Origin of the sequence: Clostridium sp. JN-9 (assembly GCF_004103695.1) — a bacterium.
Lineage (GTDB): Bacteria > Bacillota > Clostridia > Clostridiales > Clostridiaceae > JN-9.
On the sequence record NZ_CP035280.1, the window covers coordinates 2,099,114 to 2,113,647 of the forward strand.

General features: G+C 32.6%; 11 protein-coding genes. 1 reads left to right on the forward strand and 10 read right to left on the reverse strand.

What is annotated here, in order from left to right; translation table 11 throughout:
* Positions 1-52 precede the first annotated feature (52 nt).
* The 3 genes from EQM05_RS10020 to EQM05_RS10030 form a co-directional block, all read right to left on the reverse strand.
* A complete protein-coding gene (locus EQM05_RS10020; protein ID WP_243108040.1) occupies positions 53-2,041 on the reverse strand; it encodes a PAS domain-containing sensor histidine kinase in 1,989 nt (662 codons plus the stop codon).
* Positions 2,042-2,131: 90 nt separating this feature from the next.
* Positions 2,132-3,850: a single-stranded-DNA-specific exonuclease RecJ gene (gene recJ, locus EQM05_RS10025; RefSeq protein ID WP_128751093.1), complete on the reverse strand. Its 1,719-nt coding sequence runs from the start codon at positions 3,848-3,850 to the stop codon at positions 2,132-2,134.
* A gap of 66 nt (positions 3,851-3,916) precedes the next feature.
* Positions 3,917-5,158 (reverse strand): pitrilysin family protein, encoded by a 1,242-nt coding sequence (locus EQM05_RS10030; RefSeq protein ID WP_243108041.1) that lies wholly within the window; start codon positions 5,156-5,158, stop codon positions 3,917-3,919.
* Between the two features lie 305 nt (positions 5,159-5,463).
* On the opposite strand from EQM05_RS10030, the gene EQM05_RS10035 reads away from it, so the two are divergent.
* Positions 5,464-6,375 carry a transposase gene (locus EQM05_RS10035; RefSeq protein ID WP_128749914.1) on the forward strand — a complete coding sequence of 304 codons (912 nt, stop codon included), beginning with the start codon at positions 5,464-5,466 and terminating at the stop codon, positions 6,373-6,375.
* Between the two features lie 507 nt (positions 6,376-6,882).
* Here EQM05_RS10035 and EQM05_RS10040 read toward each other — a convergent pair.
* The 7 genes from EQM05_RS10040 to dhaK form a co-directional block, all read right to left on the reverse strand.
* Positions 6,883-8,721, reverse strand: coding sequence for an APC family permease (locus EQM05_RS10040; protein ID WP_128749915.1), 1,839 nt, complete (start codon positions 8,719-8,721; stop codon positions 6,883-6,885).
* A 320-nt stretch (positions 8,722-9,041) separates the two neighbouring features.
* Positions 9,042-10,535, reverse strand: a complete 1,494-nt coding sequence (glpK, locus tag EQM05_RS10045) for a glycerol kinase GlpK (protein WP_128749916.1) — start codon at positions 10,533-10,535, stop codon at positions 9,042-9,044.
* A gap of 67 nt (positions 10,536-10,602) precedes the next feature.
* Positions 10,603-11,166 (reverse strand): glycerol-3-phosphate responsive antiterminator, encoded by a 564-nt coding sequence (locus EQM05_RS10050; RefSeq protein ID WP_128749917.1) that lies wholly within the window; start codon positions 11,164-11,166, stop codon positions 10,603-10,605.
* Between the two features lie 76 nt (positions 11,167-11,242).
* On the reverse strand, positions 11,243-11,950 hold the full coding sequence (locus EQM05_RS10055) for an MIP/aquaporin family protein (RefSeq protein ID WP_128749918.1): 708 nt from the start codon (positions 11,948-11,950) through the stop codon (positions 11,243-11,245).
* Between the two features lie 342 nt (positions 11,951-12,292).
* Positions 12,293-12,682 (reverse strand): dihydroxyacetone kinase phosphoryl donor subunit DhaM, encoded by a 390-nt coding sequence (dhaM, locus tag EQM05_RS10060; RefSeq protein ID WP_128749919.1) that lies wholly within the window; start codon positions 12,680-12,682, stop codon positions 12,293-12,295.
* 17 nt (positions 12,683-12,699) lie between these two features.
* Entirely contained in the window at positions 12,700-13,338 is a 639-nt protein-coding gene (gene dhaL, locus EQM05_RS10065; RefSeq protein WP_128749920.1) for a dihydroxyacetone kinase subunit DhaL, read from the reverse strand.
* Between the two features lie 58 nt (positions 13,339-13,396).
* Complete coding sequence (dhaK, locus tag EQM05_RS10070) at positions 13,397-14,395, reverse strand: dihydroxyacetone kinase subunit DhaK (RefSeq protein ID WP_128749921.1); 999 nt, start codon at positions 14,393-14,395, stop codon at positions 13,397-13,399.
* Between the last annotated feature and the right edge of the window lie 139 nt (positions 14,396-14,534).

A 14,534-nucleotide genomic window follows, 5' to 3' on the forward strand; every position in this document is an offset into this window, starting at 1 on the left:
TTTTATGTAAAAAAGCTGCCGCACCAATTATTTTAGTGCAACAGCCCCCTCTTTAATTGATATCAGAGAATTCTATGTTTAATTTATCATTCATATCTTCATTTATAATAACATGGGAATTTATACTTTCAAAAGTAGAAGCTTCTTTTTTAAATTTCACAATGAATTCTGAGCCTTTCTGAGGTTCACTGTGTACCTCAATATTTCCACCCATAAGATGAACAATTTTTTTAACAAGAGCAAGTCCAAGTCCAGTTCCTTCAGCCCTTCTTGATAGTGAACTGTTTACCTGAGCAAATCTGTCAAAGATAAAGTCAATTTTGTCCTTAGGAATTCCTACTCCCTGATCTTTAACAATCAAATAAAAATATTCCTTTTTTATATTAAGTGTTACTAATATTTCCTTACCTTCAGGGGTAAATTTTATTGCATTGGATAAAAGATTTAAAAGAATTTTTTCATATTTATCCTTATCCAGTAATACACTGCATTCTTCTTCATTAGTATCAAATATAAGACTTATATTTTTATTTTCAGCATAAAGATTTGCAGAATTAACAATACTTTCACTATGATTAACTATATCAAATTCTGTGTTGTTTAAGCTTAAGAATCCTGCCTCAGCCTTAGATATATCAAGTATATTATTAATCAGCTTTAAAAGTCTGCTGCAATTCTGACTTATTCTCCCAAGGGTTTTATTAATATTTTCAGTTATTTCATCATTATATATATCATATGCCAGCTGAAGTGAAGAATAAATAATTGTAAGTGGAGTCCTTAATTCATGAGAAATTACAGTAAAAAATTCATCTTTCATTTTATTTAATTTTTCAAGTTCCATATTATGATTTATTTCTTCTGTTATATCTGATCCATGAATATGAATCCTAACCTTGTCTTCATTATACACATATGGTATAAAACTAAGCTTATAATATCTTTTATTTCCATTGCTGTCTTTAATTAAGCAAGGAGAGTAAGTAATACTTTTTTTATCATGTCCAACAGACTTAACTATATTATACAGGTAATTATTTTCGCAGCCGGGCAGAATTTCTCTAAGTCCATTGCCTAAAATATCATCTATTTTAAATTGATATGGATAGCGGTTAAATAATTCATCATACTTTTTATTTATGAGTTTAAATTTCATATCAGGATAATCTATTACAACCAGTGGTATGTCAAGGGTATTTACCACATTTTTAATAAATCCCGACTGTTCTTCAGAATTAATCTGATGCATTTTATTTTCAGTTACATCCTTTAATGTATATATAGTGTATGTTAATTTATCATTGTTGTATATTGGATTACTGTTTATTTCTATGTATTTTATCATGCTGCTGTGCCTTGATATAAATTTTAAAACCATATTTCTAACTGGTAAATTATCCTTAAAGAAATAATTGTACAGCCTTCTTACACTTATTTGGTTGTCCTCATTTGTAATTATATATTTTCTTGTTAGATTCCTGATATCAATTAAATCTATAAGCTTAATATCCAGTATTTTATTTACAGACTGATTGCATAGACTTATCTTTCCATTAGAATCTAATACAATTATTCCCTCGGAAATATTATTCATAACATCTTTGAGATGCATTAAATGTTCTTTCTCTCTATTTCTTAAAATTTCAATTATGTCGCATTTTGTCTTTAATTCTGTAGATATACTTAAAAATTTCTCTCTTTCGCCCTTTATTTTTTCAGCAAAATTATATTCATTGGTAATGTCATAAATGTATAATTGTATATCATCATCCACTGAGTTTATTACCATAGCATAAAAAGAATTATTATACAGTATGCTGTTTATGCGTACACTTTTTTTATTATTATGGCAATATCTTATTTTATTCATTAAACTTTCGGGAAAATTAAGGCATTCTACACTGGAATATAAATTATTATCATTAATATAACATAAGGCTTTGCTGTTTATATAATTTATTACAAAATTCTTCCCTTTTAACAGCACAAAGCCAAAGGGTAATGTTTCATAAAAATCAATCATTTCATAGCCTTCCTCCAAATATATTTAATTTAGATATTCTATAATGAGCAGGCATTTCCTGCTTTATTTTAGGAAAGTATTAAATTTTCGTTTGACATTTTCTGCAATTTATCTCATACTATTAATTATAATTTGAATTGTTTTATTTCCATTCCATTCATTTATACTTGGATAAAAAATCAAATCCACAGCTGCCTGAGAAGATCCATCATATAATCCATTTAGACATTCTTCGTCATATTTAGTCTTAATTAATTCCTCAAAAGTTTCCACTCCATTAAACCATATGCCATCCATGGTTCTAGGAGTATTTTTTAAATTAAGCTTTAATTTTAACACATTATTTTCCTGTCCTAAAATAATAGCTTTTCTTATTCTCACATTTTTAATTGCAAACACAGGCTTATTGTTCCCAGTTCCAAAGGGTTCTAGTATCTGTAAGCTTTCAATGAGATTGAAATCCACTTTTTCAATAGGCAGTGACATATCTATTATTATTTTTTTTAATAAATCATCTGATGTAAGACAACAGTTAGAATTCAATTGTTTCCTCAGAATATCCACATTTTCAGGTAATAGTGTTACTCCTGCTGCCATTGGATGCCCTCCAAATCTTAAAAACAGTTTTTTACACTTTGATAACTCCTCAAAAATGTTATAGCCTTCTATACTCCTTGCTGAGCCCTTAACAATGTCCTTTGCATTAGTTAAAACAATTGTGGGTTTATTATATCGTTCTTTTATCCTGCCAGCTATTATTCCTGCTAAACTTTCATGGATATTTTCTAAATATACTACAAGGACTTTGTCATTTTTTATGCCTGAATTTTCTATTATACTTACTGCTCTTTCTGTTCCTTCTAAAGTCATGGCTTTTCTGCTATTATTTAATTCAACTATTTTCACTGCCATTTTTTGTGCAGTTTTTAAATCCTTTTCCATTAACAATTTTAATCCCATTTTAGCGGTTTCAAGTCTGCCTGTGGCATTCAAACATGGTCCTATGACGAAACCCAGATGATATGCAGTTATTTTTTTACCTGAAAGACCTGAAGCTTCAATTAAACTCTTTAATCCTATATTTGTTGTTTTATTGATCATTTCAAGACCATTTTTAACAAAAACTCTGTTTTCATCAGTTAAATCCACTACATCGCATACTGTTGCAATAGCTACAAATTCCATTAATTCATAGCAGTATTTCTTATCAATATTAAATTCTTCATATAATGATTCTATTAATTTATAGGCTACCCCTGCACCACACAGCTTTTTAAATTTATAATGGCAGTCCTTCTGCTTTGGATTTAATATAGCATATGCCTTAGGCATTACAGTTTTTTTATTGCCATTTTCATCTTCAATATAAGGGATATCATGGTGATCTGTTATTATAATATTTATGCCAAGCTCATTAGCGTAGTCTACCTCATCAATAGCTGCAATTCCATTATCACAGGTTAATATTGTATCAACTCCATCATCATAAGCTTCTTTTATTATTCTTCTGTTAATGCCATATCCATCATTTATTCTATCTGGTATTTCATAATCCACATGAGCCCCTAGCTTTTTTAAACCAGTTAATAACACAAATACGCTTATTATTCCATCTACATCAAAATCTGAAGAAATCCTGATTTTTTTCCCTGATTTTATTTTTTCTTTTAAAATTGCCTTAACTTTAGTCATATCCTTCATATCATCAGCATTATGAAGCTTATCAAAAGTTGGCTCTAAGTAACTCTTTATCATTTCATCATCTTTTATATCCCTGTTTGCTATTATTTTGCAAAGCATTGGATTTATATTATATTTTTCATACATTCTTTCAAAATCGATTTTCCTATTTCTTAACAGCCATTTCTCCACTGTCCTGCCTCCTGTCCAATTTTATGGAGTAACTATCTGCACTGTTGGTTCATTAAGCACCTTGTTAATTACCTTCCATATTTGTTCCCAATCTATATCATCATTATTTTTTACCTGTGTATATACATTTTCAGCATTTCCATACATTAATTCATTGCAAACTAAATCCTTGCTTAACTGAACTCCATTTTCCAGTCTTAATGCCATTCTAAGCTGCATATTCTTATATAAATCTGAAATAATTCCATTATTAAATGTATATGCGGAACTTTTAATGGTCTCAATGGTTTCATTTATTATATTAATAGATTTATTTACATTTTCCTTTGAAGTTCCTAAATATATATTAAACATATCTATTCCCCTGTCGCTGTTAACTTTGCTGTAAACATCATATGCAAGGCCATTTTTAGTTCTTATCTCATCATATAATATGCTGTTTGTTCCCTGCCCAAAATAGTTATTAAATAGATTTAATGCTTTTATTTCTTTTTCATCTAAATCATGAATATCAAAAGTATATACTATTTTAGCTCCATTAGCTCCTTTATTTTTTTCAGTAAATATACCTGCAATATTTTTTTCATATACAACTTTATTAATTTCTTTAAAGATGTTCTGCCATGATCCAAAATAGCAGTCTGCTGCTTTTACAACTTCATTAAATGTCAGAGAAGAAACAACTCCTATTATACAATTATCAGGGGAATAAAATTTCCTATAGAAACTTGCAACATCATCTAATTTAATAGATTTTATACTTTCTTCAGTTCCTATTATTAAATTCTTAATTCTTCTTTTTGTAAAGCCATTAAAGTATGCCATATCTTCACAATGCTGTAATGGGTCGTCCTTCCATTCCTTTAACTCTTCAAGGATTATATTCATTTCCTCCCTAAATCCTTTTTCAGGAAATATGGGATTTATCAGCATATCTGAAAATAAATCTAATGCTTTTTCAAAATCTTTATACAAACAAGTTCCAAAATATACAGCATATGAATAATTTGTCATAGCGTTTTCAAATCCAAAAATTTTGTGACAGGCTTTATTTATGTCATTTTCTGTTCTGGTCTTAGTGCCCTTTGATACCATATGTTCAACTGCATGAGCAGTTCCTATTTTAAATCCATGCTCTTCCACTGCACCTGCATTAAATCCTATAGTGAAAGATGTCAGCTGTGAATCTCTATGCTCATATATTATTTTTATTCCATTTTTTAATGTGAACTTTTCCAAACTTTTTACACCTCTTATTTCCAAATAAACCAGCAAATCATTTAAGCAATATTAATTTTAACATAAAATGATTTTACTTGTAAGGTACCTGTGACTTGGTTAAAGTTGGAAGTAATAATTTGCTTTTTTTAATCAAATCAAGCAATTTAGGGAAACACAAAAAGGGGCTGTCGCACTAATGAATTTACATGTAATATATTGTGGTGTTTAGATATTTACTTTCTATAGACACCTATGGCTCTTTTAAATAATAATGTTGATGTGAATAGGACAATCCTTTAATGGTAATAATTAAGATACCTACATATTACTGAAAGGATTGGATTACCATGGAGAATAAAAAATGTACTGATATAAATATATTATCTTATTTTGCTTCATTAAGACATGATTCTGAAAGAAAATGCCCATACTGTGGCTGCACCCATACAGTGCTATACGGAAAATACAATGATAAACAAAGATATATATGCAAAAGCTGCAAAAAAACCCTTAATGATTTTACAAACACGCCAATTGCAAGGACTCATTTCCCTGAAAAGTGGGAGGCATTCATTAAGTGTACCATTGAGGGCTTATCCCTTAAGGCGGCAGCCCGGGAAATTGGCGTTTCTTATGTAACACTATTTTACTGGAGGCACAAGCTGCTCTCTGCTTTAAAAATGGTTAAACAAAATAAAATGCAGGGAAAGTTTGAACTTGAAAATTTTTTCTTAAAATTCTCCCGGAAGGGACAGAAAGGCATTGAACATGATGAAAAGAGAGTTCATGATCAAAGCGTAAGTTACATTAATATCAGCAATAATAAAGTCTGCGTTATTACAGCACTGGATTCACATAAAAATATTTATTCCAGAGCAGTTGGCACAGAACGTATGAATGCAATGGATATGGAAAATTATATTGGAAAAATATTAAATAAAAATAAGCAGGCAGTCTCAAGACCGAAAAGCTTTTTTGCCATGTTCTTTAAAAGAAAGAAAATAAGGGAGATCAATAAATATCTTGATAATAGCTCTGAAGCAGTAAAATATAGATGTGACTGCATGGAATGGATGTACCGTTTTAGAGGAGTAGCAACGAAATATTTAAATAATTATTTGAGCTTATTCAAATTCTTAAAGAACGTTAATTTTAATAATATTTTATCTGCGATAAATAAATTTATAGAAGAAATAAGTAAAATTAATATTCAAAATACATATATAAATATGAGGAATGCTGAAGTCAGTTTTAATTGACTTGTCCCTAACGGGAATTTGTTACTTTATCAACACTATTTAATAAAAGAGCCATATATCTAAAGCAGGAAAGATTAAAGAACAGACTTTAATCTTTGGGTTTTAAGGGGCAGCCTATCGGCTCTGGATTTTTCAAATCCTTTTTTAACTCTATTAGTTAAACTGAAATTAGAGCCATCCTTGGTTCTTAAAACGCATGATTCACTCAGCAAATTGAATTTTAAGATTTTCTGTAAGAAAATCAACATTATTTGTTCTTTAATCTTTAATCTTTAATCTTTAGTTTCAGCCTTCAATAAAAAATGAGCCTTGCATCAGCAGTTTTAACTGCTAATGCGACAGCCCCTAAAAATTTTACTTCTTACTTCTTACCTCTTACCTCTTACTTCTTACCTATAGATATATATGCGCCAATAGAGAAAATAGGACAAGGTAAATTATAGACATATTTCGGGTGCTGCCTGGTTACATTCGACGGTTACATTCGACGGTTACATTCGACAAGTTTTATTCATTAAATAAGTATGGTATTGTTACCATGGCTATATTTCTTCTCTTTAGCAGCATGCTTTTAATAAATATTGAGGTCTGGTTGTGAAGTATATAGTGCCACCATTTTGTTACAACGAACTGAGGCATTACTACTGTGATGATATCATTGCTGCCAGCTTCATATTCTTCAGATTCGATAAATTTAATCAGCGGTCCTAAAATGCTTCTATAAGGGGATTTTTTAATAACCATTGGAATTCCAACATTGTAGTCATTCCACTTTTTAACTAACTTTTCTGTACACTCATCGTCCACGGAAACATGAAATACTATTATATTATCTGATATTGATCTGGCATAATTTAAAGATTTTAAGAAAGCTTTATTTAATGTATCTATTGGAACAATTACATAATGCTTTTGAACACTATGGTCTACTGCCTTTGGCTTTTCATCCAAAGGAAGTCTCAGCTGATCTGCAACAATGTTGTAATGTCTCTTTATACGGAACATTATTAAAACCATTATTGGAATAAGCAGACATACAATCCATGCTCCGTGGAAGAATTTTGTATATCCAATGAGTATTACAGTGCAGAAGGTTACAATTGCTCCCATACCATTGATAAATGCTTTGTGTTTCCATCCCTTTTCTTTTTTTCTTATCCATCTTGTAAACATTCCTGTTTGAGAAAGGGTAAAGGAAATGAAAACTCCAACTGCATATAATGGCATTAATAAATGAGTGTCCCCTTTAAAAAATATAACAAGCAGGGAGGCAAATAATCCTAATAGTATAATTCCATTTGAAAAACTTAATCTCTTTCCCCTTTTAGTAAACTGTCTTGGAGCAAATCCGTCTTTGGCAATTATTGACAGTAACAAAGGAAGATCTGCGAAAGCTGTATTAGCTGCCAAAATTAATATAATTGCTGTAGTAAACTGAACTATATAGTACATTGCGCTGTTTCCATAAACCTGCATTGCTATTTGAGAAATTACTGTGGAATCTGTTTTAGGCACAGCATGGTACAAAGTTGCAAGGAATGATAATCCACCAAATACCAATAAAACTAAAGTGGCCAGCAGTCCCAAGACAATCTTTGCATTCTTTTGTGAAGGTTCCTTAAAGTTTGGAATTCCATCGCTTACTGCTTCTATTCCAGTTAAAGCTGTACATCCTGAAGCAAATGCCTTAAGGAACAGCAATAAAGTTATATCGCCTACTGCATCAGGAATCTTATAAATCGGCTTTGGAGTGTATCCAAATACATATACCTTAACAATACCTGTAATTATCATAGCCAAAATTGATATTACAAATAAATATGTGGGGATACCAAACATTTTTGATGAATCCTTTAATCCCCTTAAGTTTCCTATTGTCATGAATATAATAATTCCTACCGTAATTAAAACCTTGTATTTAAATAATTCCGGAATGGCAGAAGTTATAGCAGCAGTACCAGCCGTGGAGCTAACTGCAACGGTTAAAATATAATCTATTGATAATGAGGATGCTGCTATTAGTCCAAATACATCTCCAAGATTATCCTTTGCTACAATGTAAGAGCCTCCTCCATGAGGATAGCAGTCGATAGTCTGTCTATAAGAAAACACCAGCAAAAAAAGCAAAAAAACAATGCTTAGTGCTGCATAAAGCATGTACTTATATGACATAATTCCAATAACAGGTATAAGTACCCAAAGTATCTCTTCACCTGCATAAGCAACTGAGGAAATAGCATCACTGGACAATATGGGAAGTCCCCAGAAAACATTGAATTTTTCATGTTTTAAGTCCTCTGTTTTTAATGCTTTTCCAATAAGAATTTTTTCTAGTTTTGTTTCCATGAATTGCACCTCAAATCCCAGTTGGGAAATTTTAATTTGACATTAATATCAATGATTATATATGATTTCATAATTACACCACAACATTATAGAAATTCGACAAAGCGCTTAAATTGACTAATTTAGTCGAATTTATGTATAACAGTTCCCATTTAATTAGACTTGTTAAGTGAATCTCCCATTATATCGGATTTGAGTATATTCAAAATAAGTATAATTGCATGACATTTCTAACATTAGATTGCTGCGGATCTATAAAAATAAAAGAGAAGCTTTTTCTCAGCGAAAAAACTTCCCTTAATAACTTTATTTAAGATTATTTATTTTTTTATCCATCCTAAGCTTCTGTTAACTGCTTCATGCCATCCTTCAAGAGCTTCAGCTCTCTTCTCTTCAGCCATAGATGGTTCAAATACTCTGTCAACAGCACCGTTTTTAACTATTTCAGAAGCATCTTTCCAATATCCTACTGCAAGTCCAGCCAGGTAAGCTGCACCTAATGCTGTAGTTTCAATTACCTTTGGTCTTTCAACAGCTACATTTAGTATATCGCTTTGGAACTGCATTAAGAAATTGTTAGCACATGCTCCGCCATCAACCTTTAATACCTTAAGCTGAATGCCTGAATCCTCCTCCATAGCTTTTAATACATCATTTGTCTGATATGCTAAGGATTCAACTGTTGCTCTTATAAAGTGTTCCTTTTTAGCTCCTCTTGTTAATCCTACAATTGTTCCTCTTGCATAGGAATCCCAATATGGTGCGCCTAAGCCAACAAATGCCGGAACCATATATACTCCGTTGGTATCTTCTACTGCTGTGCAGTATTCTTCACTTTCAGGAGCTGATTTTATCATTCTTAATTCATCTCTCAGCCATTGAATAGCTGCTCCGCCAACAAATATACTTCCTTCAAGAGCATATTCAATTTTACCATTTAAGCTTGCAGCCATAGTTGTTAATAATCCATTTTTGGATTCTACAGCTTTTTCACCAGTATTCATTAAAAGGAAGCAGCCAGTACCATATGTGTTTTTAGCACTTCCTGGTTCAGTACAAAGCTGTCCAAACAATGCTGCCTGCTGATCTCCGGCAACTCCTGCAATTTTAATTGGAGCACCAAATAATGATGGATCTGTTTCTCCAAATATGCCGCTTGATGGTTTAACTTCTGGAAGCATTGAAGCAGGTATGTTCAATTTTTCTAATATTTCTTTATCCCATTTTAATTCATGTATGTTAAATAACATAGTTCTGGATGCATTTGTATAATCAGTGGCATGTACTTTACCTTTTGTCAGATTCCATATCAGCCATGTATCTATATTACCAAATAATAAATTTCCTCTGTCAGCTTCTTCTCTTGCACCTGGTACATTATCAAGAATCCATTTTACTTTTGTTCCTGAGAAGTAGGCATCCAGGATTAAACCTGTTTTTGCTTTTATTTTCTTATCGAATCCTTCACTTCTTAAAGCATCACAAGTTTCAGCAGTTCTTCTGCACTGCCAAACAATTGCATTATAAACTGGCAGTCCTGTTCTCTTATCCCAGACAACTGTAGTTTCTCTTTGGTTTGTAATGCCCAGTGCAGCTATATCTGAAGCTTCTGCTCCAACTTTTGCCAAAGCTTCTGCAGCAACACCAAACTGAGTTGCCCAGATTTCCATTGGATTATGTTCTACCCAGCCTGGCTTTGGATAAATCTGTTTGAATTCCTTTTGGGAAACGCTTACAATTGTACCCCTTTCGTCAAAAAGTATACATCTTGAACTTGTTGTTCCTTGATCTAATGCCATTACGTATTTTCCCATTGTTAAAACCCTCCTCAATATTATAAACGTTTTCACGTTAATTGTAGGTTAAATTATAATATGTGTGTTAAAGTTTCCATAAATTAGCGGCAGTTGTAGATATGGCAATTGCTCCTGCTGAAAGAGCATTAATCACATCTTTTTTACTTTTTATAAGTCCACCTGCAATAATATATGAACTTATTTCATTTTGCAGTCCTTCTATAATGTTGTATGCCACTCCTGGCATAACTTCAACTGCATTAGGACTGTTTTCATTAATATTTTTAATTCCTGTTTTTAAGGATAATGAGTCCACTGCAAATATTCTTTGTATTGTAATCATTCCTAAATGGTTACCGTACTTTATATTTGAGGATTTTGTACTTATAATCCCATCAGGTCTTCCCATCTCTTTGATATACTTTATTCCAGAACTGTCACCTCTAAGTCCTTCGATGAGATCTACATGTACAAATACTATTTTTCCTTTTTCCTTTAAGCCTCTGCAAATTTCAGATATATTCAGTATATTGCCATATAATACAAATACAACTGCCACATCACTTTCAATTGCTTCCCTTAATTCAGCATCATCCCTCACGGCAGCAATTATAGGGTTTTGTACTAGTATCTCTCGCAAATTATTCATTAAAAATGACCCCTTTTTTATTAGTATATCAAAAGAATAGTAAATCCAATTATAATATTAAATTTTACAATTTATTTTAGAAGAATGCAATGTAAAGTAATGCTGCTAATATTCCTCCAACGATTGGTCCAAATACTGGAACCCATGAATATGTCCAGTCTGAATCTCCTTTTCCAGGTATAGGTAATACTGCATGTGCAATTCTTGGTGCTAGGTCTCTTGCCGGGTTCATTGCATATCCTGTAGGTCCGCCTAAAGATAAGCCAAGGCCCATGATTAATCCGCCTACTACTAATGTGCCGATACCGTCAGCAGCTTTAACTCCGCCCATTCCAACAATAACATAAACAAGTACCCCTGTTGCCATAACTTCTGTGAGGAAGTTTGAACCATAGTTTCTGATTGCTGGTGCAGTACAGAAAATGCCAAGCTTTGCAGCTTTGTCAGGTGTTTCTTTCCAGTGCTGATAGTATGTTATATAAACTAATACTGCTCCTACGAATCCGCCAAGCATTTGTGCTATAATATATCCGGGAACTTCAGCTGCTGGGAATTTGCCAACAACTGCAAGTGCAATTGTTAATGCTGGATTAAAGTGTGCACCACTTACTCCACCGAATATATAAGCTGGTAACATTACTGCAAGTGCCCAGCCAGCAGTTATAACTATCCACCCGCTATTCTGGCCTTTACTCTTGTTAAGTGTACAGTTGGCACAAACGCCGTCTCCTAATAGAACAAGTAACATGGTTCCAAAAAACTCTGCTAATAGTTTCGCTGACATAAACAATTTCCCCCTTATTTTATTAATATTTTTTATTATGCATAAATTAAAAGTGTCAATGTTAGACTATTAATAAAGATAACGTTTAAATTAAATATAAGAAATTAGAGTTTGTACAAATTATTGAACCGCGGTTTAATAAACATAAATTTATTAATAAGCGTGAAATATAAAAAGCCGCATTTAATAAGATTCCTTCCAGAACCTATTAAAGCGACTCTCAAAGACTCCGCCACTTATTAATTTAAATAAAGTATATCATATATTGCATAAAATATCAATAATGTAATATAGTTGATATTTTTTTAACAATAATATATCACTTTTAACAAATTAATACCCCTATGGCATTTTATGAAGACACATTGCTTTAATAGCTTCCTTTATTTCCTGAATATTTTTACCAATGCTGCTTTCCACAGCAGCTGTTATTGCTCCTTCCACAAGAGCTGCATCTGCAATTTCAACTTTACCCTGCATATTATCCGGAAGAAATTCAATTGCCATTTGGGCATTCATATAAGCACTGCCCAAATCAAATATCACTAATACACCATCTTCCGAATAAACACTTTCTATTGCTTTTGTGATTTTATCAGCATCAGTTCCAAGCCTGCCGTCTGAAGTACCTCCAACTGCTGCTATTGGCGCATTTCCAGCCATCTGCCCTGCCAGATCTTTAACTCCCTCTGCAACTTTTATGCTGTGAGATACTATTACTATTCCTACCATTTAGTCATGCCCCCATTCTATGAGAAATTCTTTACTTCTTCGTATATAGTGTTTAAAATAATATAGCTGGAGGTGGCTCCTGCATCCTGGTGACCAATACTTCTTTCACCTAAATAACTGGCTCTTCCTTTTGTAGCAATGATAGTCTTTGTATATTCAACTCCCTTAAGAGCAGATTCCTGCATTTTTTCAAGTGTGTCTAAAGCACTTAATCCCTGATCCAATGCAGATCTTCCAGCATCAATTGCCGGTTCAATGGCATCTATCATGGTTTTTTCGCCCTTTACAGCTTTTCCTCTCATCTTTATTCCTGCAAGTGCAGCTTCCATGATTTTCATAAAATCAGAAATGTCTATGGAGCTTTTACCATTTACCTCCGCCCCTGCTTTCATAAATGCAGTACCATATAAGGGTCCTGAAGCACCGCCCACATTGGATACTAATGCCATTCCGGTCTTTTTTAAAGTATTACCAATGTTTTCTCCATTATCATCCTTTATTTTTTCCTTTACTGCATTAAAGCCTTTGCTCATATTAATGCCATGGTCGCCATCACCAATAGCTGCATCCAATTCACTTAAATATTGTTTATTTTCATCAAGTGCATCTCCTATTTTGTTCAATATTTGAATAACCTGTGTGCCTGTCAAACTCATTATTTCTAGTCCTCCTTAAACTATATTCAAACATTTATAAAAATATTATAAATTTTAATTACAATACTTTTAATGCTGGTGTGTCTGCAGGAGAGTCTAATAATTTCTTGAGTTCATCATCAAGTTTTAAAATTGTCACTGAAAATCCTGCCATTTCAAGTGATGTCATATATTCTCCAACCATGCTCTTATAAATCTTTATTCCTTTTTCATTTAGAATCTGATGTAATCTTCTATTTGCTATATATAATTCCATTAAAGGAGTTGAAGCTAATCCATTTACTATTACAGCTGCTTCACTGCCAGCTTCCAAAGGCATATCTTTAAGTATCTTTTCAACAAGTTCATCAACTATCCCATCTGCTGACTTAATTTTTTCCCTATGGGTGCCTGGCTCACCATGAATTCCTATGCCTATTTCCATTTCATCCTCTGCCAGTGTGAAATTAGGTTTTCCAGCTGCAGGTACTATACATGAGCTTAATGCCATTCCCATACTTCTTACATTTTTTATTACCTTTTCTGCTACAGCCTTTACTTCTTGTAAGCTTGCACCAGTTTCAGCTTTAGCTCCTGCAATTTTGTGTACTAAAATTGTGCCTGCTATTCCCCTTCTTCCTGCTGTAAATGTACTGTTCTCAACGGCAACATCATCATTGACAACTACAGATTCAACCTTTATTCCATCCATTTCAGCCATTTCTTTTGCCATATCAAAGTTCATTACATCGCCTGTATAGTTTTTAACTACCAAAAGAACTCCAGCTCCACCGTCTACAGCTTTAATTGCTTCATAAATCTGATCTGGTGTTGGTGATGTAAATACGGCTCCTGCCACAGCTCCATCCAGCATACCTTTTCCAACATATCCTCCATGTGCAGGTTCATGTCCGCTTCCTCCTCCGCTGACAAGGGCAACCTTTCCTTTTACAGGAGAACTTTTACGAACTAAAACATCTGCATTGTCTAATTTTCTTACATAATCAGGATGTGCCATTACGATCCCTTCAAGCATTTCAGAAACAACATTTTCCGCATTGTTAATTACTTTTTTCATTCTATCCCTCCTATTTATTATTAATGAATAATTCCCATATAAATTATAAAGCAAATTTTGTGCCAATACTTCCTTTCTAATGAAGAACTGTGTAAAGTGTACAATTTTCAATAGTTTTACCAATGTGTTAATATGGATT

What these genes read in the sequence shown, in the direction of transcription:
- recJ (WP_128751093.1), bottom strand. Translation starts at nt 3,850, where the DNA reads ATGTATGAAAAATATAATATAAATCCAATGCTTTGCAAAATAATAGCA.
- dhaK (WP_128749921.1), bottom strand. Translation starts at nt 14,395, where the DNA reads ATGAAAAAAGTAATTAACAATGCGGAAAATGTTGTTTCTGAAATGCTT.
- EQM05_RS10040 (WP_128749915.1), bottom strand. Translation starts at nt 8,721, where the DNA reads ATGGAAACAAAACTAGAAAAAATTCTTATTGGAAAAGCATTAAAAACA.
- glpK (WP_128749916.1), bottom strand. Translation starts at nt 10,535, where the DNA reads ATGGGAAAATACGTAATGGCATTAGATCAAGGAACAACAAGTTCAAGA.
- EQM05_RS10055 (WP_128749918.1), bottom strand. Translation starts at nt 11,950, where the DNA reads ATGTCAGCGAAACTATTAGCAGAGTTTTTTGGAACCATGTTACTTGTT.
- EQM05_RS10050 (WP_128749917.1), bottom strand. Translation starts at nt 11,166, where the DNA reads ATGAATAATTTGCGAGAGATACTAGTACAAAACCCTATAATTGCTGCC.
- dhaL (WP_128749920.1), bottom strand. Translation starts at nt 13,338, where the DNA reads ATGAGTTTGACAGGCACACAGGTTATTCAAATATTGAACAAAATAGGA.
- dhaM (WP_128749919.1), bottom strand. Translation starts at nt 12,682, where the DNA reads ATGGTAGGAATAGTAATAGTATCTCACAGCATAAAAGTTGCAGAGGGA.
- EQM05_RS10035 (WP_128749914.1), top strand. Translation starts at nt 5,464, where the DNA reads ATGGAGAATAAAAAATGTACTGATATAAATATATTATCTTATTTTGCT.